Below are 24,671 nucleotides of genomic sequence, written 5' to 3' on the forward strand. Positions count from 1 at the left end.
ATCCGAGTATCGGCGCGCGTATCGACAACCGGCTGGATTCCTTCTCGGTGGTGCACCGTCTCCTCGGGCTGGTTGCTCTCGTGGCGCTCCTGCTCGCGCTCCCGCAGGTTCTCAACGACTACCACGTTCAGGTCCTGTTCATCGTCTTCCTCTTCATCGTGCTCGGATACGGATGGAACATCCTCTCCGGATTCACCGGCTACATCAACTTCGGCTACGCCGGGTTCGTTGGGCTCGGGGCGTACGTCACCGTCATCTCCGTCGTCGACTTCGGCATCCCGTGGTACGCGGCGTTGGTGATCGCGGGGATCTCGACCGCGATCATCGGGACGCTCATCAGCGCCCCGATCCTGCGCCTCGACGGTGCGTACTTCGCGATCGCGATGCTGTCGCTCGCGACGGCGGGACAGCTCGCGATGTCGAGCGACTATCTCACCCCCATCACCCGGGGCGGGTCCGGGATCTCGTTTTTCCCCGCCCTCTCGTACACGGAGCAGTACTACCTTGCCGTCGTACTCGCCGTCGGGGTGGGGTATGCCACGTATCGACTGGCGAAGTCCCCCGCGGACTCCGACTGTTGGCGATCCGTGAGGACGAACTCCTCGCGTCGGCGCTCGGCGTCAAGACCACGCGAGAGAAACTCACCATGATGCTCGTTCACGCAGGAATCGCCGGTATCGGTGGGGGACTGTTGGCGTTCAATCTGTCGTACGTCGACCCGTCGACGGTGTTCGGACTCCGGTACACGGAACTCCCGATCGTGATGGTGCTGTTCGGAACCGCCGGGAGCGTCCTCGGGCCGATCATCGGCGGGATCACGTTCATCTTCATCTCCGAGGCGCTGTGGGCGTCGTTCCCGACCCTCCACCAGTTCTTCTTCGGGATCGCCATCATGCTCGTCGTGATGTTCATGCCGCGCGGGCTCATCGAACGGCTGAAAGATAGAGGCTATCTCCCCCGCCGGAGGTCGCTATGAGCTCCGAGACGATCCTCGAAGTCGACGGACTGACGAAACAGTACGGAGAGCTTACGGCGGTCGACGACGTCTCGTTCACGATCGAACGGGGGACGATCATCGGCCTCATCGGCCCGAACGGAGCGGGCAAGTCGACGCTGTTCGACCTCGTTACGGGCGTCCAGGACCCGACCTCGGGGCGTGTCTTCTTCGAAGGCGACGACATCACCGACAACTCCCTGGAGGCGAACGTCGAACGAGGGCTCGTGCGGACGTTCCAGAAGACGCGCGTTCTCGGGCAGATGACCGTCCGAGAGAACCTGTTGGTCGCGAGCCAACTCGCCGACCAGCCGCGCGAACGCGCCGAGGAACTCATCGACCTCATCGACCTCGGCGAGAAGGCGGACGTCCTCGCGGACGACCTCTCCTACGGGCAACAGAAGCTCGTGAGCATCACGCAGGTGATGATGCTGAACCCGGACATGATCCTCCTCGACGAACCGCTCGCCGGCGTGAACCCGACGATGGAGAACAAGATTCTCCAACTCATTCACGAGGCACAACAGCGGGGAACGACGTTCGTCTTCGTGGAACACGACATGGGCGTCATCATGTCGGAGTGCGAAGAGATTCTCGTGATGAATTCGGGGCGGTTGCTCACCCGCGGGTCCCCCGAGGAAGTGCAGGAAGACGAACGAGTCATCGAGGCCTACTTCGGGAGTGAAGACGTATGAGCGCGAAACGCATTCTGGAAGCGGAAGACGTCACGACCGGGTACGGGAACAACGAGGTCGTCCACTCGGTCGACCTCCACGTCGACGACGGCGAAGCCGTCTGCATCATCGGGCCGAACGGGGCGGGTAAATCGACCGTCCTGAAGGCTCTCACGGGCTACGTTCCGTGCTGGTCCGGAACCGTCCGCCTCAACGACGAGGACGTGACCGACCTCCAGACCGAGGACCTCATCGAACGGGGACTGAGTCTCGTCCCACAGGGTCACACCACGTTCCCGGAGATGAGCGTCAAGGAACATCTCGACATGGGTGCCTGGCTGCTCGACGACGAGACGAAACAGGAGAACCTGTCGTTCGTTTACGACCTCTTCCCCCGAGTCGAGGAGCGACGTGGCCAGAAGGTGAAGACGATGAGCGGCGGGGAACAGCAGATGGTCTCCATCGCTCGGGCGTTGATGATCGACCCGGACCTGTTGGTTCTCGACGAACCGTCGCTCGGTCTCGCGCCGAACCTCGTCGATCAGGTGTTCGAACTCATCAACAAAGTCCAGAGCGCGGGCGTGAGTATTCTGATGGTCGAACAGAACGCTGCGAAGGCACTCGCGAACACCGACCGCGGATACGTCATCGAGATGGGGAGCGTCGAATACGTGAACGAGAGCGCCGCGCTGCTCGACAATCAGGAAGTGCGCGAACTGTATCTCGGTGGGTGACGATTAGAGCATGACAGACACGAACGAACGACTGACGAACGTCGTATCAGAACTCGTCTCACGCGAGACGGAGAACCCCCGGCAGAGAAGCGAACGTCGCGGAGTACATCGTCGACTGGTTCGACCAGCACGGCGTCGACGCCGACCTCGTCGAACGGCCCGACCCCGACCGGCCACAGGTCGCGGCCCGCGTCGGCGACGGCGATCCGGCCGTCGTCCTCAACGGACACGTCGACGTCGTCCCCGCAGGGGACCTCGACAACTGGTCGCACGACCCCTACGGTGCCGAGATCGACGACGGGAAACTCTACGGCCGCGGCAGCGCGGACATGAAGACCGGGGTCGCCCTCGGCATGCTCGCCACCGTCGACTTCGCGGCCGCGTTCGAGGACGGCGACCTCGACGGGAGCCTGGTCTTTCACGCCGCGATGGGCGAAGAGACGGGCGAACCGGGGACGAAGACCCTCCTCGAATTGGGATACGGCGGGGAGTACGGCGTCGTGCTCGAACCCACGAACATGCGAACGGCGACGAGCGAGAAGGGACTCGCCTGGTACGAGATCTCCGTCTCCGGCGACCCGTCTCACGCGAGTCGTCCCGACCAGGGAACGAACGCGATCACGGACGCGCGACCGGTTCTGGACGCACTCCACGAGTACGACGCCACGATCCGGCAGCGCGAAGACGAACTCGTCGGGCAGGCGTACGCCACCGTTACCGAGTTCGAGGCAGGGACGAAAGCGAACGTGGTGCCCGAGCGCGCCGTCCTCACCATCGATCGACGGATGCTCCCGTCGGAATCGGTCGAGGACGTCGACGACGAGATCGACGAGATCCTCACCAGCGTCGAGGAGGAACACGGTATCGAGACGAGCTGGGAACGCACGCGGACCTACGAATCCGCCGCGATCCCCGTCGATAGCCACCTCGCGGAGGTGTTCCGCACCCACTCGCAGTCGGTGGCCGACGTTCCGACCACTCCGTGGGGCATCCAGGCGTCTACGGACGTCCGTAACTTCGTCAACGACGCGAATATCGAGGCGATCACCTGGGGGCCTGGCGACCTCGCACAGGCCCACACCTTCGACGAATACGTCGACCTGGCCGAAGCAGCCACCGGTTACGAGGTCCTGAAGGCGGCGCTTCGCGACCTGTTCGAAACCGAGGACTGATCTCCCTCGCCGGTGACTCGGCGATGCTCGACCGTCGTCGGGCAAGCGGTACCATCCTCGTTCGACCCGGACTCGACGCCACTCGGTAGTCATCGGCGAAACGAAGTGAGCGTCGAAGACGAGATCGGGGCGGCGGTGTGAACCCTTCGGAAACACCCACGCCGAACGTTCTCCCGTCCCGGCGCTCGCTGTTCTTGGAGCGACGACGCCGGTAGAATATTACCATTAGTTATTACCGAACAGCAACTTAATCCGCCCGCGGGTCGAACGTCGATTATGCGACTGTTCGTCAGCGTCGATCTCCCCGAGGCGATGACTCCGGCCGTCGAGACCGCACAGGACCGCTTTCGCGACGCCGCTGGCCTCTCGTTCACCGACCCCGCACAGGCACACGTCACGATCAAATTCCTCGGCGACACCGACCACGAACGCCTCGCCGAGGTCCGCGACGCCGTCGCGGCGGGCGTCGCCGACGCGGACGTCGTCCCGTTCGAGGCGTCGGTGGGCGGCTTCGGCGTCTTCCCGTCGCTCGAATACATCAGCGTCGTCTGGACGGGGTTCCGGGCCGGCGACGCTGAACTGACCGCTCTCCACGAGGGCGTCGAGCGCGCGACGACCGACGTCGGTTTCGAGGAAGAGTCCCACGAGTTCACGCCGCACGTCACCCTCGCACGGATGAACGACGCCCGCGGCAAGGACCTCGTCCAGCGACTCGTCCGCGACGCCGACCCCGACCTCGGGACGTTCACGGTGGACGAAGTCCGACTCAAGGAGAGCACGCTCACCGACGAGGGGCCCGAATACGACACCGTCGCGACGTTCCCCCTCGGTTGAGCCGTCGCTCCTACCGATTTCGTATCGCGTCACATGGTTTATCCAGGTGCGATCGGGTAGTGTTTAGGGGATTAATCCACGCAAAACAGCTGTGAACACCTCGAAAGCCCCGCCCGACGGCGGTCGGGGGCACGCTCGGTGGATTGAATGCGAGCACGCGACCGCAGAGCGCGCGGTTCGAGAGAGCGAAGCCTCTCTCCACCCGAAAGCCTTCGAGTGTCGGGCGACAGCGAGGCTCGGGAGCCGTGAAAACGGCCTTTCGGGTGCTGTAATGCCGTAATATTACTCGCAGGCGTATCTCAACACTACCGCGACCGCACGAGAGCGACCGTACAGCGCCCGGTCATCGAACGGCCGAAAACGCGATGGACGGCGGAATTGGCCGTCGGATGCGGTCCACGGTCGGCCCGCGGGACAGTGCGGGTAGCCCGCCCGTCGCTGGACGGTGACTTCGTCGACACCCTCGGCGCGGGAACGAGCAGCCGCTGAATCCGCGACGCCGCCGACCGGCGATAAATCCTATTTCGCGATATCGAATCGGCTGGGGGCGCACGGGAGCGAAGGAACAAGATTTTATGCCGCGCAGGGGAAGAGACGGGCACTATGAGCAAAAAGACGAAAGCCAAGAAGAAACGGCTGGCCAAGCTGGAGCGCCAGAACAGCCGCATCCCGGCGTGGGTCATGCTCAAGACCGACATGCAGGTGACGCAGAACCCCCAGCGCCGTAGCTGGCGTCGAAGCGACACGGACGAATAATGAGCGCCAACGAATTCGAGGAGCGCGTCGTCACCGTCCCGCTCCGGGACGTGAAGGCCGTTCCGTCGGGCGAGCGCGCCGGTCGAGCGATGCAGCTCGTCCGCGAACACCTCGCGAAGCATTTCAAGGTCGAAGAAGACGCCATCCGGCTCGATCCGAGCATCAACGAGGCAGTCTGGGCGCGGAGCGACAGCGATCCCCGCGGAAGCTCCGCGTTCGGGCCGCCCGCTTCGTCGAAGACGGCGAGCCCGTCGTCGAGGCGGAGACTGCTGACTGACGGTGCTTCGCGCTTCCTTCGCCGGATCGTCGTACGTCGGCGTGTTCGCACGAGCGACCGACGACTGCCTGCTCGTCCGGCCGGACGCTGAGGACGACCTGATCGCGGAGATGGCGGCCGAACTCGACGCCACCGCCGTCGAGACGACGGTCGGTGGCTCGGGAACCGTCGGCGCGCTCGCGACCGGAAACGAGAACGGCATCCTCGTGTCCGCCCGGGCGACCGAACGCGAGAAGACGACCATCGAAGAAGCCGTCGACCGCCCGGTCGTCGAACTCCCCGGGCGCATCAACGCCGCCGGCAACGTCGTTCTCGCGAACGACTACGGCGCGTACCTCCATCCGGATCTCTCGCGAGAGGCCGTGCAGGCGGTGAAGGAAGCACTCGACGTCCCGGTCGAGCGCGGCGACCTCGGCGACGTGCGAACCGTCGGCACCGCCGCCGTCGCCACGAACGACGGGGTGCTCTGTCACCCGAAGTCCCGGGAGCCGGAACTCGAAACGCTGGAAGATCTGCTCGACGTGCGCGCCGACATCGGCACCGTCAACTACGGCGCGCCGCTCGTCGGATCCGGCCTCGTCGCCAACGACGCGGGCTACGTCGTCGGGCAGGACACGACGGGCCCCGAACTCGGCCGCATCGAGGACGCACTCGGCTACATCGAGGAGTAGCCGACGCCCGAGTAGGAAGATACTTCCCGCTCCCTCCGTATCCTCTGGTATGAGTCAGTTCATCGTCAGCGGTCGCTTTCGGAGCCGGACCGGAGCACAGGAGTTCACGAAAGAGATCGACGCGCCGAACGAGAACGTCGCCCGCGAGCACACGCTCGCCCGCATCGGGAGCGAGCACGGCCTGAAGCGCACGAAAGTCGAGGTCACCGAGGTGACGGCCGCATGATGGGCGGTGGTGGCGGTCAGCAGCAACTCCAGCAGCTCTCCCAGGAACTGCAGGCCATCGAGGAGGAAATCGAGGAGGTCGAAGCCGAGATCGAGGGGCTCCAGACCGAGAAGACGGAGATCGACGAGGCCATCGAGGCCATCGAGACGCTCGAGACGGGGGCGACGGTGCAGGTCCCCCTCGGCGGCGGCGCGTACGTCCGCGCCGAAGTCCAGGACATCGACGAGGTCATCGTCGACCTCGGCGGCGACTACGCCGCCGAACAGGAACAGGACGACGCTATCGACGCCCTCGAACGCAAACAGGACGCCATCGACGACCGCATCGGCGACCTCCGGGAGGAGATCGCCGAACTCGAATCCGAGAGCGAGCAGCTCGAACAGCAGGCCCAGCAGATGCAACAGCAGATGCAACAACAGCAGATGCAGCAGATGCAACAGCAGGAATCCGAAGACGAGTAGAGAGTAGATGTTCGACGGACTGAAGGACAAACTCGGGTCGTTCCGAGAGGACGTCGAGGACACCGCAGAGGAGAAAGCCGCAGAGGCGGACGCGGAAGCGACGCCCGAAGCGGAGGCCGAGACGGAGTCGAAGAGCGACGAGGACCGACCGGGCACGGTCGAGCGCGCGAAGGCGTTCGCCACCGGGAAGGTCATCATCGAGGAGGAGGACCTCGAAGATCCGCTCTGGGAGCTGGAGATGGCGCTTCTGGAGAGCGACGTCGAGATGGGCGTCGCCGAGGAAATCCTCGATACGGTCCGGGCCAAGCTGGTCGGCGAGACGCGCTCGCAGATCGCCAGCACCGGCGAACTCGTCGAAGACGCCCTCCACGACGCGCTACTCGACGTCATCAGCGTCGGCCAGTTCGACTTCGAGGAGCGGATCGCCGAGGCCGAGAAGCCGGTCACCCTCATCTTCACCGGCGTCAACGGCGTCGGCAAGACCACCACCATCGCCAAACTCTCGGAGTATCTCGAAGAACGCGGCTACTCGTCGGTGTTGGCCAACGGCGACACCTACCGCGCGGGCGCGAACGAGCAGATCCGCGAACACGCCGAGAACCTGGATCGAAAGCTCATCTCCCACGAACAGGGCGGTGACCCGGCGGCGGTCATCTACGACGCCGTCGAATACGCCGAGGCCCACGACGTCGACGTCGTCCTCGGCGACACCGCCGGTCGCCTGCACACCTCGAACGACCTGATGGCGCAACTGGAGAAGATCGACCGGGTCGTCGACCCCGACATGACCGTCTTCGTCGACGAGGCCGTCGCCGGCCAGGACGCCGTCGAACGCGCCAGGAAGTTCGACGAAGCGGCCGAGATCGACGGGGCCATTCTCACGAAGGCCGACGCGGACCCGAAAGGTGGGGCGGCCATCTCCATCGCCTACGTCACCGGCAAGCCCATCCTCTTTCTCGGCACCGGCCAAGGCTACGGCGACATCGAGCGGTTCGACCCCGAGGCGCTCGTCGAGGACCTCGTCGGCGAGTAGTCGGCGCGCAGTCGGCGCGCCTCGTCGACGCCGGCAACGACTTTCCGCCTGGCGGCCGTACGAATCGCCATGAGTACCATCGTCGGCGTCGACTGTCCGGACGGCGCGCTGCTGGCGGGTGACCGTCTGCTCGTCTCCGGTGGACAGGTTCGTAGTCAGTCGAAACGCCACGTCTTCGAATTCGACGGCGTGGCCGCGGCGGCCGTCGGCGACGACGTCGACGCCTTCGAGCGACGCCTCGACGCCGCCCTCCGGGAGTATCGAACCGAGCGCGGCAGCGTGGATATCGAGACGCTCACACGCCTCACGAGCGACGTAACCGCCGACGTCGGCGTCGACGCCGTCGTGGCCGCCCGCGACGACAGCGGGGCGCACGTGCGCGGCGTCGACCGGTCGGGCGCGACGTTCGACGACACCCTCGTCGCGTTCGGAAGCGGGGCGCAGTTCGTGCTCGGGTCGCTCGAACGGGAGGAGGAGGAGCCGCTCGACGCGACCGAGACACGCGTCCGCGAGGCGTTCGCGGCCGCCGCCGAACGCGACGCCGGAACCGGGGCCGAGATAGACGTGGTGAGCATCGAATGAGGGGCCGGTTCGCGTGACGAACCCCGGCGACGTCTCCCGCTTTCGCGTCACCGCGCGGGCGTGGAATCCGTCGGAGAGTTTCAACCTGCTTCGCTACCTCGTGCTGGCACTCGCGCCGTCGCCGCCGGCGGGCGAGAGCGACTTCCCCGACCCGGGGAGCAACTCGCCGGGCATCGAGGGCGCGCCGTACGGTGGCTTGCGGGAACCGCTCCACCGCGCCGAGGGATGGGAGGAGTACGCCTTCGAGTGGACGCCCGAGACGGTTCCGCGGAGCCTCACCCTCGCCGTCGGCGTGAGCGTCGTCTGGGAGGCCGACGCGACGCATTTCGTGGACGAAATAGAGGTCGAGGCGGGCTGACCGCCGCCGAGATACGGGTCGAGGCGGGCTGACCGCCGCCGAAGAGTGATGCCCGCAGGCATCTTGTACGTCCGAATCGACGGGGAACCATGGCGAGCATCAGCGAGACGTATCTCGAAAACAGGGAGCGAATCCAGCCCAACGACACCAACAACTACGGCGCGGCACACGGCGGTAACGTCGTGCGGTGGATGGACGAAATCGGGGCGCTGTGTGCGATGCGCCACGCCGGCGAAACGTGCGTGACGGCCCACGTCGACGACCTCGATTTCAAGCGCCCGATCCCGCAGGGGGATACCTGCGTCGTCAGTGGCTACGCGTACGCGACGGGGCGAACGAGCATCCGGATCCGGTTGCAGGCGTTCCACGAGGCCCCCGAACCGGCGACCGTGAGCAGACGACCGATTCCCGCTTCGTCTTCGTCGCCGTCGACGACGACGGTCGCCCGACCACCGTCCCGGAACTCGCCGTCGAGACCGAGCGCTGTGCGCGCTTGCGCGAAGCGGCCCTCGCCGGCGAAACCGGGGGAACTGAAACGAGTTAGCGGACCACAGTGAAAAAAGCCTTTACCGGTTCGACGGCGTAGGGGGAGTAATGGTACTGGACAACCTCGGGAGTTCCCTGCGCGGCACCCTCTCGAAGCTACAGGGGAAGTCCCGCATCGACGAGGAAGACGTCCAGGAGGTCGTCAAGGAGATTCAACGCTCCCTGTTGCAGGCCGACGTGGACGTCAGCCTCGTGATGGACCTCTCGGACGCCATCGAGACGCGAGCGCTTGAGGAGGAACCGCCGGGCGGAACGAGCGCCCGCGATCACGTCCTCAAGATCGTCTACGAGGAGCTGGTCGACCTCGTCGGCGACTCCACGGAGATTCCGCTCGAACCGCAGACGATCATGCTCGCCGGCCTGCAGGGGTCGGGGAAGACCACCACCGCCGCGAAGATGGCGTGGTGGTTCTCGAAGAAGGGGCTCCGGCCGGCGGTCATCCAGACCGACACCTTCCGCCCAGGCGCGTACGACCAGGCCAAGCAGATGTGCGAACGCGCCGAGGTGGAGTTCTACGGCGACCCGGACGAGGACGATCCGGTGAAAATCGCCCGCGACGGCCTCGAAGCCACCTCGGACGCCGAGGTACACATCGTCGACACGGCCGGGCGGCACGCCCTGGAGGACGACCTCGTCGACGAGATCGAGGAGATCGAGTCGGCCGTCGATCCGGAACTCTCGCTTCTGGTGCTGGACGCGGCCATCGGTCAGGGCGCGAAAGACCAGGCCAGCGAGTTCGACGACGCGGTCGGCATCGGCGGCGTCGTCATCACCAAACTCGACGGGACGGCGAAAGGTGGCGGCGCGCTGACCGCCGTCAACGAGACGGACTCCTCGATTGCGTTCCTCGGGACGGGCGAGACGGTCCAGGACGTCGAGCGGTTCGAGCCAAACGGCTTCATCTCCCGACTGCTCGGGATGGGCGACCTGAAGCAGTTGTCCGAACGGGTCGAGCGCGCGATGCAGGAGACCCAGGAGGAAGACGACGACTGGGACCCCGAGGACATCATGAAGGGGTCGTTCACCCTCAAGGACATGCAAAAGCAGATGGAGGCGATGAACAAGATGGGGCCGCTCGATCAGGTGATGGACATGATTCCGGGGATGGGCGGCGGTCTCATGGACCAGCTGCCCGACGACGCGATGGACGTCACCCAGGACCGGATGCGCCACTTCGACGTCATCATGGACTCGATGACCGAGGAGGAACTGGAGAATCCGCGCGTCGTCGGCCAGAGCCGCGTCGAGCGCATCGCCCGCGGGAGCGGGACCGACGAGGAGACGGTGCGCGAACTGCTCGAACAGCACAAGATGATGGAGCGAACCATCAAGCAGTTCCAGGGCATGGGCGACGGCGACATGCAGCGGATGATGAAGAAACTCCAGCAGCAGGGCGGCGGTGGCGGCGGTGGCGGCGGGGGCGGCCTCGGCGGCATGGGACCGTTCTGAGGCTGCCGTGGTCGCTCCCCGTCTCGCGGACGTTCGCTCGCAGGTCCGGGCGCTGGACGTTCTCGCGCTCACCGCGCTGCTGTGGTTTCTGGCGAAGTTCCTCCGCTACGCGCTGCCGCCCCTGTTCGAGACGTTCCGGGGCGACTACGGCGTCTCGAACACCCAACTCGGCCTCCTCTTTACCGGGCTGATGCTCGGCTACGGCCTGATGCAGTTCCCCTCGGGAGCGCTGGCCGACCGCGTGGGGACGGTTCGCGTCATCACGGGCGGTGCCGTCGTCGCCGCCGTCGCCGCCCTCCTGTTGTTCGTCTCGACCGGCTTTCCGGGGCTCGTGGCCGCCGTCGTCCTCGTCGGCATCGGGACGGGTGCACACAAGACAGTCGCCATCACGCTCCTCACGTCGGTCTACGCCGAGCACCCCGGTCGAGCGCTCGGGGCGATGGACACCGTCGGCGAACTCGGGGGCGTCGTCGCGCCGGCCGTCGTCGTCGCCGTCCTCTCGGCGGCCGTCGACTGGGAGTACGTCTTCCTCGCGGCGGCCGTCGTCGCGCTCGCGACCGCAGCGGCGTTTCGCGCCCGCGTCGCCTCGAAGATCGAAGGGACGGAGGCCGAGACAGATACCGAGGAGAGTCCGGAGTCGACGGCCTACGCCGCCGCGTTCGCCGAGCCGAAGTTCCTCGCGTTCGTCGCCGTCGCCGTCCTCGTCTCCTTCACGCAGAACGGCATCACCGCCTTTCTCCCCCTCTACCTGACGGCCAAGGCGGGGCTCTCGACGAGCGCGGCGGGGCTCCTCTACAGCGTCTTTTTCGCCGTCAGCGTCGTGCAGATGGCGACGGGCGAGCTGGCCGACCGCTTCGGCCGCCTCCGGATCGTCGCGCTCACGCTCGCGCTGGCGGCGGCGAGTCTCGGCGCGTTGCTGGTCGCGGCCGAGTGGGCCGTACTGGCCGGCCTCGTCGCCACGCTCGGCGTCGGAATGCACGGCACCCGACCCGGACGGGACGCCCACCTCGTCGCCAGCATCCCCGACGACGTCGCCGGCGGCACGCTCGGAATCGTCCGGACGGCGATGTTGCTCGCCGGTGGAGTGGCTCCCGCTCTCGTCGGCTACCTCTCGGACATCGCCGACTTCGTCGTCGCCTTCGGCACGCTCGCGGCGGCCGTCGTCGTCGCGCTCGTGCTCGTAATTCTGCTTTTGGTCGGCGAGTAGCCCGAGAGGGCACGTCGCTTTTAAGCCCGGCGTACGCGGTGTAGGACGCATGAGCGTCCGCGAGGAGGCCGTCGACGCCTACCGGGAAGCGTTGCCCGCGCTCTCGGCCAGCCTCGTCGGCGGCCTCCTCGCCGGCGTCGTCCTCGGGGGATGCGCGCGGAACTCGGTGGCGTCGAGGGGCTTCTCGTTCTCGTCCCCGCGCTGCTCGCCACCCGCGGCAACGTCTACGGATCGCTCGGCGCGCGCATCGCGACGGCGCTCCACCAGGGATTCGTCGAGCCGAGCGTCGGCCTCGCCGACGAGCGCCTCCGGGCGGCCGTCGCCGCGTCGCTGGCCAACGGCCTCCTCGCCAGCCTCTTTGCCGCCACCGCCGTCTTCGCCGTGCTCACGCTCCTCGGCGGGTCGCCGTCGCTCCCGTCGCTGCTCGGCATCGCCTTCGTCGCCGGCCTGCTCTCGGGTGTCGCCCTCACCGTCGTCGTCATCAGCGTCGTCTTCGCGGGCTACCGCCGCGGCTACGACCCCGACACGCTGGTCGGTCCGCTGGTGACGACCACCGGCGACGTCTTCGGCGTCCTCTTCCTGTTGATCGCCGTCCGCATCGTCGTCGGACTTGGGGGTGGCTGAGTGCACACCGCCTGGACCGTCCGCGACATCACGCGGGCGATGCTCCCCGTCCTCCTCCTGTTGACTCTCGTCGAGGTCGGCAGCGGCCTCGTCCTCGGGAGCTTCGAGGACGACCTGCTGTACTACCCCTCCCTCCTCGTGCTGGTCCCCGTCACCATCGGCACCGCCGGCAATCTGGGCAGCGTCCTCGCGGCGCGGCTCTCGACTGCCTTCCACCTCGGGACGCTCTCCTTTTCCCCGCGCGACGCCCGCCTCGCCGGCAACGCCGTCGCCACCGTCCTCCTCGCCGCGACGACGTTCCCGATCATCGGGGCCGGCGCGTGGGGGCTGACCGCCCTCACCGGCACCACCCGCCTCGAACTCACGACGGTCCTGCTGGTGTCCGTGACGAGCGGCCTCGAACTCGCCGTCCTCGCCGTCCTCGTCACCGTCGTCGCCACCTACGCCGCCTACCGCCTCGAACTCGACCCCGACGACGTCGTCATCCCCGTGGTGACGAACACCTGTGACGTCCTCGGTGTGGTGGTGCTCTATCTCTCCGTGCGGCTGTTCGTGTGACTCACCTGGCGAACGGCCGTCGGTCAGCGTTTACGCCGACGGCGGACGACCATCGGCCAGTATTCACGCCGACGGCGAACGACCGTCGGCCAGTATTCACCCCGCCGCCCCACGCGGCAGATTCCGCGGCGACGACTGCGAAATCTCGAACGCCCGCGCGAGGTCGGACCGCGAGAGCAACCCGACCAGTTCGCCGGCGTCGTCGACGACGAGCAGTCGTCCGATGCGGTCCTCGCCCATGCGCTGGTACGCGTCGACGGCGTCGCCGTCGGGAGACACCGTGACGAGGTCAGTGCTCATCACCTCGGCGACGGCCGTCTCCGCTCGCGCCGACGGCGGCACGTCGCCCAGGTCCTCCAGCGTCACGACGCCCACGGGGCGGCCGTCGTCGACGACCGGATAGCCCGTGTGGCGCTCGCGATACATCCGGTCGAGGAGGGCGGCGACGGTGGTGTCGGGTGAGACGGTGTCGAGGTCCGACGCGGGCGTCATCAGGTCGCGAGCGGCGGTGTCCTCGAACGCGGCCCGCATCGCCGTCCGGGTCGACTCGGCGGACGCGCCGACGTAGACGAACAGGGCGATGGCGACGAGGAAGATGTTGAACGCGAGCAGGCCGAGCAGGGCGAGGAGGAAGGCCATCACCTTGCCGGCGCGCGCGGCCTGTCGGGTCGCCTCCGGGAGCGGGCGGTTCCGGGCGAGGAGGGCGCGTACCACCCGGCCGCCGTCCATCGGGAACGCGGGGAGGAGGTTGAACCCCGCGAGGACGGCGTTCATCAGGGTGAGGTAGCCGACGAGGAACTCCACCCTGTCGAACGACCCCGGCGTCACGCGGAGCACGAGAAAGCCGGCGGCGACGAGGGCGACGCTCACGGCGGGGCCGGCGAGTGCGACCCGGAGTTCCTCCCGCCAGCCGTCGGGGCGCGAGGCGAAGTTGGCGACGCCGCCGAGCACCCACAGCGTGATGGAGTCGATTTCGTAGCCCGAGCGGCGGGCGACGACGGCGTGACCGAGTTCGTGGAGGGCGACGCTGGCGAACAGACCGACGGCCGCCGCGAATCCGAGGAGCCACGGCCACGCTCCCGCGGCAAAGCCCGGTGCGACGGAGACGCCGACCGTCCGTCCGAGGAGCGTCGCCATCTCACCGACGCGACTCGCGATCAGCCACGCCACGAGCGGGATCACGGCGAACAGCGTCACGTCGACGTCCAGCGGCACGTCGAAGACGGTCCCGAGCCGGAAGCGTTTGAGCATACCACATGTCGGGCGATTCCGGTGGAAAGTTACCGACCTAACCGCCGCGTCGACCGGCGAAACGCGGCGCGGCCATCGGCTCCGAAGTGTGTTGGGTGTGCTTATACCCCCGCCGTGGCCCCCTCTATCCCACACGAGCGTCGGGTCACGAAACTCGGCGTCGACCGAGACTCATGAAATACAGTGACTTCATCGGCGAGGTGCAGCATCGACTCGAACTGGATTCGCAAGGCGCGGCGGTTCGCGCGACGCGCGTCGTCCTGACGACGCTCGGCGAACGACTCGGCGAGGGCGAGGCCGACGACCTCGCGTCGCCGTTGCCGCAGGAGATCGGCCGCTTCCTGCGCGAGGCGGAGTCGGAACAGCGGTTCTCCTACCCCGAGTTCGTCGAGCGCGTCGCGGAGCGCGCGGGCGTCGAGGAGGCCGACGCGGCCTACTACGCGCAGGCCATCGTCGAACTCGTCGCGGAGAGCGAACCGGGGACAGAGATCGAACAGGTCCGCGACCAGCTGCCCGAGGAGTTCGAACCGCTGTTCGAGTTCGTCGGGGCCGAAGCGACGCCGTGGTAGTTGTCGCTCCAGCGTAACGACCGCCACGGATCGGCGACCGCCACGACTGCCACCATTTCTCGGGCCGCCGTGAACTAGTCGCGTATCGGCGCGTATCGCCCCTCCAGAACGGCCTCCTCGACGACGTGTCCCTGCATCGCGCGCTGGAGCCCCTCGACCGTCGCCGTCTCCAGTACGTCGAGTTCCGTATCGAGGGCGTAGAGGCGAAACCGGTAGGTGTGTTCGTCGTCCGGGGGTCGGGGCCGCCGTATCCGCGTTCGTCGAAGTCGTTGCGTCCGACGTCGGCCGTCTCGGCGTCCCAGTCTTCGAGGATACGCTCCCGGTCGGGCGAGACGTTCCAGACGACCCAGTGCGACCACACCGTTCCGGTGGCGGCTTTCGCGTCCGGATCCCGCATCGTGAGCGCCAGCGACTCCGCCTCGTCGGGGACGCCCGAGATGTGCAAGGGCGGGTTGACGTTCTCGGCGGCGAAGCCGCACTTCCGGGGAGCAACTCCCCGTCCGCGAAGGCCGGACTCGACAGCGAGAGATCGGGTGACATACGCGTGACTGGGGGGAACGCGACAAAGAACGCCGAGCCTAACGGTGGGTTTGGCCCCGAATTTATCGCCGCGACGACCGGTCTCCCGCACGATGGCTCACACGCTCGAGGCCGTTTTTCGGGACGACGTCGTGACGGTGCGCCCGGACACGTTGGCGCGAGACGCCGCGGAGACGATGCGCGAAGCGGGCGTCGGGAGCGTCGTCGTCGAGGAGAATCGACATCCGCTGGGCGTACTCACCGACCGCGACCTGACGGTGCGCGTCCTCGCGGACGGACAGGACGGGACCGAGACGTACGCCCGCGAGGTGATGACCGGCACGCCCGCCACCGTCCGCGACGACGCCAGCGTCTTCGAGGCAGCGCGGACGATGCACGAGGAGGCCGTCCGGCGACTGCCGGTCGTCGACGGCGCGGGCACCCTCGTCGGCCTCGTCGCCCTCGACGACATCCACCAGTATCTCGTGGACGAGCAGGAACACCTCACCGGCGTCGTCGCCGCGGAGTCGCCCGGTTAGGACGGCCGTACAAGGCGGACTCGACCCACCGTCGACGTATGCAGGTGGGTGTGTTCGCCCCGCACGAGGTGTACGATCCCGGCAGACTCCTCCGACTCGTCGACCACGCGGAGCGTGCGGGCTTCGATTCAGTGTGGACGAGCGACCACTTCCATCCGTGGTGGCACACCGACGCCCACTGCGGGGCCGCCTGGCCGTGGCTCGGTGCCGCCCTCGAACGCACCGACGACGTCCGCGTCGGGACGGGCGTCACCGCGCCCGTCGCCCGCTATCACCCCGGTCTCGTGGCACAGACGTTCGCGACGCTCGAATCCATCTACCCGGGTCGCGTCCACTGTACGCTCGCCACCGGCGAAGCGCTCAACGAGCAGCCGCTCGGCTACGAGTGGCCCGACTACGAGGAACGACGGAGGCGACTCGTCGACGCCTGCGAGATCTGCCGTCGCCTCTGGACCGACGGCTTCGTCGACTACGACGGCCACTACTGGGACCTCGACGACGCGCGCCTCTACACGCAGCCGTCCTCGCCCCCGCCGCTGTACGTCGCCGGGCAGGGCCCCCGAACGGCGCGCGTCGCCGGCCGCTACGCCGACGGCTTTCTCACGCTGGCCGACGTCGACACGTACGAGGAGACGCTGGTGCCGGCGCTGGAGGCGGGTGCCGAGGACGCGGGGCGCGATCCGTCCGACGTGCGGCGCATCAAGCAGGCGAGCGTCGCCTTCGCCGACGACGAGCGGGACGCGCGAGCGGCGATCCGGCCGTGGACGGGGTCGCTCGCCGTCGGCTTCGACGAGCCCGTCTCGGACCCGCGCGACATCGAGGCCCGCGGCAGGGGCATCCCCGAATCCGAGTGGGACGAGTGGGGCTCGTCGCCACCGACGCCGAGGCGGTGTGGGACCTCATCGATCGCCACCGCGCGGCCGGCTTCGACGAAGTGGAGTGTCTCGTCGCGTCGCCCGATCCCGACGCGTTCGTCGAGGCGATGGGACCGACGTTGTGAGCGAACCCCGCCTCGAAAGCGACGGGGCGATCACGGCTCGTTTTCGGGCGTGACGTAGTCGCACTCGCTCGCACACTCCTCTTTCAGCGGGTCGCCTCCGAGGACCTGTTCCGGTTTCGACCCGCTCCGGAAGACGGTGACGCCTTTCACGCCCAGATCGCGCGCCCGGACGAGAACGTCGCGCACGTCGTCGACGTCGGCGTCTTCGGGGAGATTGATGGTCTTGCTGACGGCGTTGTCGACGTGGCCCTGGACGGCCGCCTGCAGGTCGAGCTGTCGCGCCGGCGAGACGTCGTGAGCCGTCTGGAACAGGCGCTTGACGTCGTCCGGGACGGCGTCGACGTCCTGGATCGAGGTGCGCTCTCGCACCTCGTCCATCAGCTCCTCGGAGTAGAAGCCGCGTTCGCGCGCCAGTTCGACGAACCGGTCGTTGACGATTTCGAGGCCGCCCATGACGTGTTTCTCGTAGGCGACGCTGTAGATGGGCTCGACGCTGGACGAACAGCCGGCGATCATGGAGATCGTCCCCGTGGGAGCGACGGCCGTCCGCGTCGCGTTCCGGATCGGGTCGTCGTAACCCGACTCGTCGGCGTTGGGGAACGCCCCGCGTTCGTCGGCGAGGCCGCGCGACGCCTCCTCGGCCTCGCTCGCGACGAACGCGAACAGGTCGTCCGCGAACTCGACCGCGTCCGCGGAGTCGTAGGCGATACCGAGGTCGACGAGCATGTCGTGAAAGCCCATCACGCCGAGCCCCACCTTTCGGTTCCCCGCCATCCGGGCCTCGATGCGCTCGTCCGGGAAATCGGACGTCTCGATGGCGTTGTCGAGCAGCCGGATCCCGAGGCGGACGGTGTCCCCCAACGCCTCCCAGTCCACCTCGCCGCCGTCGGTCATCGTCGCGAGGTTGACCGAGCCGAGAACGCAGGCCTCGTAGGGGAGCAGCGGCGTCTCGCCACAGGGGTTGGTCGCGCGGATCTCGCCGACGCCGGGCGTCGGGTTCGCCGCCTGGATGGCGTCGAGAAAGAGGACGCCCGGATCGCCCGTCGCCCACGCCATCTCCGCGACGTGGTCGAGGACGCGGTCGGGGTCCATCGTCTCGACGACGTTCCCGGTCCGAGGGTTCACGAGGTCGTACGCCTCGCCCGCGTCGTAGGCGTCCCAGAACGCCTCGGTCGTCGCCACCGAGAGGTTGAAGTTCCGCAAGACGCCCTCCTCGCGCTTGGCGGTGACGAACTCCAGCACGTCGGGGTGATCGACGTCGAGGACGGCCATGTTCGCGCCGCGGCGGCGTCCCCCTGTTTGATCTGTTCGGTGGCGGCGTCGAAGACCTTCATGAAACTGACCGGGCCCGAGGCGACGCCGCCCGTCTTCTTCACCACGTCGCCGCGGGGCCGGATCGGAGAGAAAGAAAATCCCGTGCCGCCGCCGCTCTGGTGGACGAGCGCCGTCGTCTCCAGCGTCCCGAAGATGGATTCGAGCGAGTCCTCCAGGGGAGGACGAAACACGCCGCGAGCTGCTGCAGGTCGGTCCCCGCGTTCATCAGCGTCGGCGAGTTCGGCAGGAAGCGAAGATTCGACATGGCGTCGTAGAACGCCGTCGCCGCCGCCTCGGGGTCGCCGCCGAAGGCGGCTTCCGCCTCCGCGAGGTTCGACGCGACGCGGTGGAACATCTCGTCGGGCGTCTCGACGACGGCTCCCGTTTCGTCCTGACGGAGGTAGCGCCGTTCGAGGATCGTTCGGGCGACTTCGTCGAGGTCGGTCACTGCTGGGCGTTAGCGTGCCACACGCTTAGTCGTTGGTCCAAACGGTGTCGCCGGCGGCCGCCGGAACGACCATCACGGGGACGTCGCTCGTCCGGAGGAGGCGCTCGGCGACGCTCCCGAGCAGGTAGCGCTCGACGCCCTCCCGGCCGTGGGTGCCCGCCACGACGAGGTCCGCGTCCACCTCGGCGGCGTACCGCCGGATGGACTCGTGGATGCGCCCTTCCACGACGGCCGTGGTCACGTCGTCGAGGCCGGCGGTCCGTGCCCGCGACGCCGACTCCTCGACGACGGCCTCACCCACGTCCGCCAGGTCCCCGCTGACCCGCCCCGGCGTCGTCATCGGCGGGAGCCCCGGCGTCGGGACGACGTAGAGAACGTGCAGTGCGGCGTCGGTCGTCTCGGCCACGTCGACGGCCCGGGCCAGGGCGTGATCGGCTGGCACGCTCCCGTCGGTCGGGTGGACGACGACGTCGTACACGCTCACACGGGGAAGACCGGGACGTCAGTCGTCCGCAACACCCGGTCGGTCACGGGGCCGATGTGGGGTTGCCCGTGCGCGCCGGTGCCGTGGACGCCCATGACGATGAGGTCGACGTCGCGGTCGTCGGCGTAGTCGGTGATACGCTCGTACGGATCGCCGCGTTCGACGACGCCGGTCGCGTCGAGGCTGCGGTCTTCGGCGCGGTCGACCACGTCGTCGACGACGTCCCGGCCCGACTCCCGAATCTGTTCGAGATAGAGCTCCTCGGAACTGAGCGCCGGGGTCTCGCCGTACGTGGTCTCGTCGACGACGTAGAGGGTGTGGACGTCGGCGTCGTACTTCTCGGCGATGTCGAGACCGTGTTCGACGCCGCGTTCGGCCCCCTCGCTCCCGTCAGTCGGTATCAAAATCTCGTCGTACATCGTTTGCCGACACGGCGGACTGGCGCATCACCGTCGCCCCTAATTCCTTGGTCGACGCTCGCGGTCGGCGACGGTCGAAAAAAGCGGCGGTCGAACCGGCCGAGGCCGGTGGTTCGTCGGCGACAGCGCGGCTTACTCGCGCCGACGGGCCGCGAGCAGCGCGCTCGCGACGAGCGCGACGAGCGCGACGAGCGCGCCGAAGCCGGGGCCGTCACCCGAGGTAGGCGTCGGGGTCGCCGTCGGCGTCGCCGTCGGCGTCGCAGTCGGCGTTGCGGTCGGCGTCGGCGTCGCAGTCGACGTGTCCGTCGACGAATCCGACGAGTCCGACGAGTCCGACGAGTCGCTCTGCTGGCCATCCGACTGCGATCCCTCGGCCGCCACGCTGAGCGAGTCTTCCGCCAGCGAACCGCTCTCGGCGGACAGGCCGTTGATGGACTTCAAGGTCGCGTGGTACTCGCCCTCGGAGGCGGACGCGACGTCCGCGCTGTAGACGACGGTGTCGCCCGACGCATCCTGCGTGAAGTCGGACGCCGAGACGGTTTCGCTCGTCGCCCCGCTGACCGTGACGGTCAGCTGCTCGTACGTCGACTCCGTCCCGACGACGAGGCGGACGTCACCGCCCTCCTCGACGAGGCGGAACTCCTCGATGGTGGGCTGTTCGAGCGTGAGCGAGTCGATCTCGCCCTCGGAGATGTTCTCGCCGTCGTTGGTCGTCGCCTCAGCAGCGTCGCCTCGTAGGTGCCCCACGTGTTCTCAGAGATGTCGGCGACGTACTCCGTGCCGCTGTCGGCGCTCTGGGCCGTGAAGTCGTCACGGGAGAGCGTCGGGCCGTCAGTCACGTTGACCGAGAGGGACTCGAGCGTCGCCGACGACGTCACCGACACGCGGACGTCACCGCTGTTGGCGTGCACGTCGAACGACTCGATGTCAGCGGGGCCGCCGATGGGAACGGTGCCGCCGCCGCCGCTACCGCTGGATTCCTGGGCGGAGATAGTCGCGGCGGTGCCGCTGGCGGTGCTGCGGTCGCTGTCGACGATCGTCGCCGTCACCGGGTAGTCGCCCGCCGAACCGTAGGAGACGCTGACGTCGACCTGCGTCGTCATGGAGACGATCCCGCCGCCGCTCCCGGAGTTAGTCTGGAACTCGACGGTGTCTGCGACGTTGTCGTTGTCGCCGCCGTCGACGATGTTCGGACTCGACGCGAGCCCGCCGCTGCGGTTCTGGCTCGCGGAGTTGACCGCGAGTGACGACGCCAGTTCGTCGGGGAACCGCATCCGGACGGTGTCGGAGTTACCGTCGGCGCTGACCCCGTCGAAGGTGGCCGTCACGATCTGGTTGTTTCTCGTCGTGCCCGCGGACACCTCGGAGGAGACGCGCTCCCGTCGACGAGCGATAGCTGGACGTTCGAGACGTACACGTCGTCAGACTGCCCGGACGCGCCGTCGTTGCCGTCGGCGTCGGTCGCGGTGTTCAGCGTCGCCGTGTACGTGCCCTCGGTGGAACCGGCGTACGTGGCGGTGTACTCGTAGCCGCCGTTGGACGAGGTGTTCGTGAAGTCGGCCTCGGTGAGCGTGGTGCTTTCAGCACCGCTCAGGTCGACCGAGATGCTCGAGAGCTGCTCGTCCGAGTGGAAGCTCACCTGCACGTCGAGGCTCCCCGCGTCGGTCGCCTGGAACTCCGAGATGCTCGGTGCGCCGGCGGTGATGTCGAGCGTCGCCGTCGACGGGTTGTCCGTGCTCTGAGTGTTGATGGCGACGTCGACGGAGTACTGACCGGAGCTGCCCGGGTTCTGGACGTCACCGTAGACGATGACGACCCGGTCTTCTTGCTGGATCGTGTAGCTCCCGCCGAAGCTGAACGCGATGGTTTCGCCGTTGTTGCTGGCGGAGGCGGAACTGAGGTCGTCGAGGACGCTCACGTCTTTCGACCCGGTGTTACCCCGATCGATGTAGGCTTCGACGACGTCGCCCGTGCCGACGTTAGTCACGTCGGCGGGCGAACTCGAGACGCTGTAGTCGACTTCGATTTCGTTGAGCGAGGAAGAGTCGTCGTTCGACTCGACCTGCATCTCGACCGTATGCGTGGACGTCACCCCCGCCTCCTGTGGGTTCGCCGAGATGGTGGAGCTCTCTGTCGCCGCGACGCTGCCGGAGAACGCGCCGACTGCGCCGACGACGGCCGATACTACGAGAACCGCCGATAGCAAGGTCGCGAGGACCGTTCGGTTGTCGTTTGTCATGTGTGGAGTGGTAGGTTACTTCGATTCGGTACGACGCTGGGCGGACGGCGATACGGGCGACGGGCGGCTCGCAGTGCCGGACCCGCCCCCGGCGTCTCCGTCGCGTCGCGGTCGTGTCGTCTCCCACGATACTGCCCGGAGTGACGACCACACGCGTCGCGTGTGGCGTGTCCGATCGCCTCGTCGTGCCCGACCGTCCGAAGACGGGACCGGTATCCCGGGGCTGTCGAGACGTCCCGTGGAGTACGTCGATGTTGGGGTCATGTTCGATGGCTGTTCGTTGCCGGTCGCTGTCCCCGACCGGTACAGTGTCGTTGACCACATATCTCAATGACCAGACACCCTACAGAGTTAGAGTGAGCGGATGAGACGGCCTAATTTGCGTTAGGGGTTTCTCGCTCCGGCTCGCGGCCTAATCGCCGCCCAAAGCCTGTTGCCCGGCTCTTTTATACGGTGGATAGATTCTGTTCAGTCGCTGGCCTCGCCGGTCGGCCAGCATTTCAACGTCCCCACTCACGACGAAGCGCTCGCGGTCACCCACCGTCCGCCCCCACAACCCGACCGCTATCCTGTCGCTTCGTCCCGGGGGTTCCCCGACCCCCTCTCTTTCACCGGCACCACTCTCTCGTCTCCTCTCGACACCCGAGGATCGAATCGGAATCGTCGAGCGGACGTCACGACCCATCGGCTGTGCGACAGTCCGGCGACGGCAGTCGCTGTCGGCGTCGGAGAACGGATGGACGACACCGGAGTCGGGCGACTGCGGGGCCCGCGATTACTTCTCGACTTCTTCGAAGAAGCTCTCGATGAGTTTTCGCTGTGCGCCACGGAGGTGTTCGTGGAGCGTCGGCGGCGCGAGGTCGAGCGACTCGGCGACCTGTTTCGCCGTCGACCCGCGCGGCCAGTCGAAATAACCCGCGGAGTAGGTGGCTTCGAGCGCCGCGTACTGGCGCTCGGTCAGTTTGTTCTCGAGGGATTTCCGGAAACTGTCGGTCGACTGGATCGACCACTCCTCCTCGCGTTTGGCCGTCAGGTCGCTCTCGGGGAACTGGTCGCTGACGGACTCGACGACGGTGCGGACGTCCGTCTCCGGTGCCACCTGCGCGCTGACCTCGCCGTTCCCCTGGTCGACGGTCATCGACCCGACGTTCGCGCCCGCCTCGATCAGCGCCAGAACGATCGACGAGTCGGTGACTCGGCACTCGTAGAGCTGCTCGTCGCCGGTGTCGTCGATGCCGCGGACCGTATCTATCGCCGGCGCGCGCGTCGCGGCGTCGAGAAAGCCCTCCGAGGAGGCACCGGTCACCTTGACGTAGCAGGTCAGGTCGCCGTTCGAGGCGGGGACGAACCCCTCCAGTTCGATGCGCGAGTCCGTCTCCTTCGAGAGGGTGACGAAGACGTCGTCGGCGTCGTGGACGCTGAACTCGAGGGTGACGACCGTGTCCGCCATCATCAACTTCTTGCTGTTGACCGAGTTGATGGCGTTCGCGATGGTGCGCCCGAGTTCGCCGAGGACGGGGAGCTCCTGCTCGTCGAACACCCCCTCGTCCGACGAGTAGACGTTGAGGACGCCGTAGACGGTGTCGCGGTACCGGAGCGGGACGACCGCGCCCGCGAATTCGTCGGCGTCGAGCTGGGTCACGTCGACCGGCGTCTCCAGTCCGGCGTCCGCGCCCGCCGAGATCGACGGGACGAGCTGTGGGTCGCCCGTGTTCACCGCCGTCGTGACCGGGCCGCTCCCCCTGGCCGCCGTCGGCGGCGATGCGTTCCGTGTCGAAATGTTCGTCGTCGACGCCGGCGGCGGTGCGTGGCTCCAGTTGATTGAAGCTCTCGGTGTAGTTGCCGATCCACGCCACCTCGTAGGGGTCGGCCTCGACCAGTCGCTCACAGACCGTCTCCTCGATCTCCTTGCGGCTCGTCGCCATCACCAGCTCCTGATCGATGTCGCGGATCACGGAGCTGATCCGCTGGAGGCGGGTGAGTCGCCCCTTCAGTTGCTGTATCCGTTCGTCCTCGCGCGCCGCCTCGGCGCGCTCTTTGACCTCCTCGACGACCGCCGGATTCCGGAGATTGCTGGGGTCTCGCGTCTCCAGGGCTTCCTCTGTCGCCTCGATGGCGAAGTACTCCTGTGCTTCCTCGTCGAACTCCGATCGCAGGAGCAGCTCCTCGACGGCGTCGCGTATCTGATCGCGCGTGACGGGCTTGACGAGATACTCGTCGAACGGCTGGTCGACGATGTCCGAGTCGGGCTCGACGGCGGTCAACATCGCCACCTGGCAGCCGAGACCCCGGTCCCGGATCTCCGACAACACCTCGTCGCCGGGGATCCCCGGCATCCGCCGGTCGAGCAGGACGACGTCGAGGTCGTCCGAGAGCTGATCCTGCGCCTGCATCCCGCTGTAGGCCGTCCGAACGTCGTACTTTTCGTTCAGCCACAGCGCGTACGTGTCCGCCAGATCCTTGTCGTCGTCGACGACGAGGATCGTCGGCTCGCCTGCAGGCCGCCGTCTCCGCCGTCGGATAGATCGCCGTCACTCATTGGTCGATTCCTCCCGATCCGTGCCGGTCGACGTCGTGCGAGTAGGTCCCTCTATCATAGTAGTCTCCACGTCCTGACCCCCGATCGCTCACTCGTACCGAAGCCGATCCTATTAAATCAGGACCTAATAGCTACGGGCCATCGGGCGACCCGCTCGCGATCCGTCGATCGCTGATACGTCGACTGACCACTTA

26 protein-coding genes and 7 pseudogenes are annotated in these 24,671 nt (G+C 67.3%); 22 read left to right on the forward strand and 11 right to left on the reverse strand.

Annotated features, from left to right (window positions below; genetic code table 11):
* The first annotated feature begins 50 nt into the window (after positions 1–50).
* The 19 genes and pseudogenes from ACFQJD_RS15425 (at position 51) to ACFQJD_RS15515 (ending at position 13,156) form a co-directional block, all read left to right on the forward strand.
* Positions 51–650 carry a branched-chain amino acid ABC transporter permease gene (locus tag ACFQJD_RS15425; protein ID WP_379799425.1) on the forward strand — a complete coding sequence of 200 codons (600 nt, stop codon included), beginning with the start codon at positions 51–53 and terminating at the stop codon, positions 648–650.
* The gene (locus ACFQJD_RS15430; protein ID WP_379799427.1) at positions 578–976 is read left to right on the forward strand and encodes an ABC transporter permease subunit; all 399 of its coding nucleotides are present in this window, start codon (positions 578–580) and stop codon (positions 974–976) included. The genes ACFQJD_RS15425 and ACFQJD_RS15430 overlap by 73 nt, the downstream gene beginning before the upstream one ends.
* On the forward strand, positions 973–1,689 hold the full coding sequence (locus tag ACFQJD_RS15435; RefSeq protein WP_379799429.1) for an ABC transporter ATP-binding protein: 717 nt from the start codon (positions 973–975) through the stop codon (positions 1,687–1,689). Before ACFQJD_RS15430 ends, ACFQJD_RS15435 begins: the two co-directional genes overlap by 4 nt.
* Entirely contained in the window at positions 1,686–2,402 is a 717-nt protein-coding gene (locus ACFQJD_RS15440) for an ABC transporter ATP-binding protein (protein ID WP_379799431.1), read from the forward strand. The genes ACFQJD_RS15435 and ACFQJD_RS15440 overlap by 4 nt, the downstream gene beginning before the upstream one ends.
* Before the next feature lie 10 nt (positions 2,403–2,412).
* A pseudogene (locus ACFQJD_RS15445) lies at positions 2,413–3,574 on the forward strand (M20 family metallopeptidase).
* A 276-nt stretch (positions 3,575–3,850) separates the two neighbouring features.
* Complete coding sequence (thpR, locus tag ACFQJD_RS15450; protein WP_379799433.1) at positions 3,851–4,408, forward strand: RNA 2',3'-cyclic phosphodiesterase; 558 nt, start codon at positions 3,851–3,853, stop codon at positions 4,406–4,408.
* A gap of 603 nt (positions 4,409–5,011) precedes the next feature.
* A complete protein-coding gene (locus ACFQJD_RS15455; protein ID WP_379799435.1) occupies positions 5,012–5,164 on the forward strand; it encodes a 50S ribosomal protein L39e in 153 nt (50 codons plus the stop codon).
* Positions 5,164–5,441 (forward strand): annotated as a pseudogene (locus ACFQJD_RS15460) (50S ribosomal protein L31e). Before ACFQJD_RS15455 ends, ACFQJD_RS15460 begins: the two are co-directional and overlap by 1 nt.
* A gap of 2 nt (positions 5,442–5,443) precedes the next feature.
* Positions 5,444–6,112, forward strand: a complete 669-nt coding sequence (locus ACFQJD_RS15465; protein WP_379799437.1) for a translation initiation factor IF-6 — start codon at positions 5,444–5,446, stop codon at positions 6,110–6,112.
* A 49-nt stretch (positions 6,113–6,161) separates the two neighbouring features.
* Positions 6,162–6,338 carry a 50S ribosomal protein L18Ae gene (gene rpl18a / locus ACFQJD_RS15470; RefSeq protein WP_379799439.1) on the forward strand — a complete coding sequence of 59 codons (177 nt, stop codon included), beginning with the start codon at positions 6,162–6,164 and terminating at the stop codon, positions 6,336–6,338.
* A complete protein-coding gene (gene pfdA, locus ACFQJD_RS15475) occupies positions 6,335–6,799 on the forward strand; it encodes a prefoldin subunit alpha (RefSeq protein ID WP_379799441.1) in 465 nt (154 codons plus the stop codon). The genes rpl18a and pfdA overlap by 4 nt, the downstream gene beginning before the upstream one ends.
* Positions 6,800–6,806: 7 nt before the next feature.
* Positions 6,807–7,832: a signal recognition particle-docking protein FtsY gene (gene ftsY, locus ACFQJD_RS15480; protein ID WP_379799443.1), complete on the forward strand. Its 1,026-nt coding sequence runs from the start codon at positions 6,807–6,809 to the stop codon at positions 7,830–7,832.
* Positions 7,833–7,901: 69 nt separating this feature from the next.
* Positions 7,902–8,414, forward strand: a complete 513-nt coding sequence (locus tag ACFQJD_RS15485; protein ID WP_379799445.1) for a 20S proteasome subunit A/B — start codon at positions 7,902–7,904, stop codon at positions 8,412–8,414.
* A gap of 13 nt (positions 8,415–8,427) precedes the next feature.
* On the forward strand, positions 8,428–8,772 hold the full coding sequence (locus ACFQJD_RS15490) for a hypothetical protein (RefSeq protein WP_379799447.1): 345 nt from the start codon (positions 8,428–8,430) through the stop codon (positions 8,770–8,772).
* An 89-nt stretch (positions 8,773–8,861) separates the two neighbouring features.
* Positions 8,862–9,316: pseudogene (locus tag ACFQJD_RS15495) on the forward strand (acyl-CoA thioesterase).
* A 50-nt stretch (positions 9,317–9,366) separates the two neighbouring features.
* Positions 9,367–10,767, forward strand: coding sequence for a signal recognition particle protein Srp54 (locus ACFQJD_RS15500; RefSeq protein WP_379799449.1), 1,401 nt, complete (start codon positions 9,367–9,369; stop codon positions 10,765–10,767).
* A gap of 7 nt (positions 10,768–10,774) precedes the next feature.
* Positions 10,775–11,974: an MFS transporter gene (locus ACFQJD_RS15505; protein WP_379799451.1), complete on the forward strand. Its 1,200-nt coding sequence runs from the start codon at positions 10,775–10,777 to the stop codon at positions 11,972–11,974.
* A 49-nt stretch (positions 11,975–12,023) separates the two neighbouring features.
* Positions 12,024–12,598: pseudogene (locus ACFQJD_RS15510) on the forward strand (magnesium transporter).
* Entirely contained in the window at positions 12,599–13,156 is a 558-nt protein-coding gene (locus ACFQJD_RS15515; protein ID WP_379799453.1) for a magnesium transporter, read from the forward strand.
* A gap of 96 nt (positions 13,157–13,252) precedes the next feature.
* Here ACFQJD_RS15515 and ACFQJD_RS15520 read toward each other — a convergent pair whose 3' ends face one another.
* Positions 13,253–14,407 carry a CBS domain-containing protein gene (locus ACFQJD_RS15520; protein ID WP_379799455.1) on the reverse strand — a complete coding sequence of 385 codons (1,155 nt, stop codon included), beginning with the start codon at positions 14,405–14,407 and terminating at the stop codon, positions 13,253–13,255.
* Positions 14,408–14,580: 173 nt separating this feature from the next.
* Between ACFQJD_RS15520 and ACFQJD_RS15525 the strand changes: the two genes are divergently transcribed.
* A complete protein-coding gene (locus tag ACFQJD_RS15525) occupies positions 14,581–14,976 on the forward strand; it encodes a DUF2267 domain-containing protein (RefSeq protein ID WP_379799457.1) in 396 nt (131 codons plus the stop codon).
* Positions 14,977–15,050: 74 nt separating this feature from the next.
* On the opposite strand, the pseudogene ACFQJD_RS15530 reads toward ACFQJD_RS15525, so the two are convergent.
* Positions 15,051–15,516 (reverse strand): annotated as a pseudogene (locus ACFQJD_RS15530) (YbhB/YbcL family Raf kinase inhibitor-like protein).
* 92 nt (positions 15,517–15,608) lie between these two features.
* Here ACFQJD_RS15530 and ACFQJD_RS15535 point away from each other — a divergent pair.
* Both ACFQJD_RS15535 and ACFQJD_RS15540 read left to right on the forward strand, forming a co-directional pair.
* Positions 15,609–16,034, forward strand: coding sequence for a CBS domain-containing protein (locus tag ACFQJD_RS15535; protein ID WP_379799459.1), 426 nt, complete (start codon positions 15,609–15,611; stop codon positions 16,032–16,034).
* 50 nt (positions 16,035–16,084) lie between these two features.
* The gene (locus tag ACFQJD_RS15540) at positions 16,085–17,092 is read left to right on the forward strand and encodes an LLM class flavin-dependent oxidoreductase (RefSeq protein ID WP_379799461.1); all 1,008 of its coding nucleotides are present in this window, start codon (positions 16,085–16,087) and stop codon (positions 17,090–17,092) included.
* On the opposite strand, the pseudogene ACFQJD_RS15545 reads toward ACFQJD_RS15540, so the two are convergent.
* The 9 genes and pseudogenes from ACFQJD_RS15545 to ACFQJD_RS15585 all read right to left on the reverse strand — a co-directional run.
* Positions 17,065–18,524: pseudogene (locus ACFQJD_RS15545) on the reverse strand (adenosylcobalamin-dependent ribonucleoside-diphosphate reductase). The gene ACFQJD_RS15540 and the pseudogene ACFQJD_RS15545 overlap by 28 nt on opposite strands.
* The gene (locus ACFQJD_RS15550) at positions 18,407–18,796 is read right to left on the reverse strand and encodes a ribonucleotide reductase N-terminal alpha domain-containing protein (RefSeq protein WP_379799463.1); all 390 of its coding nucleotides are present in this window, start codon (positions 18,794–18,796) and stop codon (positions 18,407–18,409) included. The pseudogene ACFQJD_RS15545 and the gene ACFQJD_RS15550 overlap by 118 nt, the downstream one beginning before the upstream one ends.
* Positions 18,797–18,821: 25 nt before the next feature.
* Positions 18,822–19,280, reverse strand: coding sequence for a universal stress protein (locus ACFQJD_RS15555; RefSeq protein ID WP_379799465.1), 459 nt, complete (start codon positions 19,278–19,280; stop codon positions 18,822–18,824).
* Positions 19,277–19,699 carry a universal stress protein gene (locus ACFQJD_RS15560; RefSeq protein WP_379799467.1) on the reverse strand — a complete coding sequence of 141 codons (423 nt, stop codon included), beginning with the start codon at positions 19,697–19,699 and terminating at the stop codon, positions 19,277–19,279. Before ACFQJD_RS15560 ends, ACFQJD_RS15555 begins: the two co-directional genes overlap by 4 nt.
* A gap of 132 nt (positions 19,700–19,831) precedes the next feature.
* Positions 19,832–20,080, reverse strand: a complete 249-nt coding sequence (locus tag ACFQJD_RS15565; RefSeq protein WP_379800560.1) for a PGF-CTERM sorting domain-containing protein — start codon at positions 20,078–20,080, stop codon at positions 19,832–19,834.
* A gap of 188 nt (positions 20,081–20,268) precedes the next feature.
* Entirely contained in the window at positions 20,269–21,060 is a 792-nt protein-coding gene (locus ACFQJD_RS15570) for a hypothetical protein (protein WP_379799469.1), read from the reverse strand.
* Positions 21,024–21,938 (reverse strand): hypothetical protein, encoded by a 915-nt coding sequence (locus ACFQJD_RS15575; RefSeq protein ID WP_379799471.1) that lies wholly within the window; start codon positions 21,936–21,938, stop codon positions 21,024–21,026. The genes ACFQJD_RS15570 and ACFQJD_RS15575 overlap by 37 nt, the downstream gene beginning before the upstream one ends.
* A gap of 775 nt (positions 21,939–22,713) precedes the next feature.
* Positions 22,714–23,655, reverse strand: coding sequence for a bacterio-opsin activator domain-containing protein (locus tag ACFQJD_RS15580; RefSeq protein ID WP_379799473.1), 942 nt, complete (start codon positions 23,653–23,655; stop codon positions 22,714–22,716).
* Positions 23,656–24,007: 352 nt separating this feature from the next.
* Positions 24,008–24,460: pseudogene (locus tag ACFQJD_RS15585) on the reverse strand (response regulator transcription factor); the annotation flags it as partial.
* Positions 24,461–24,671: the final 211 nt, after the last annotated feature.

The sequence above is a fragment of the Haloplanus sp. GCM10025708 genome, assembly GCF_042663985.1.
Taxonomy (GTDB): Archaea; Halobacteriota; Halobacteria; order Halobacteriales; family Haloferacaceae; genus Salinirarus; species Salinirarus marinus.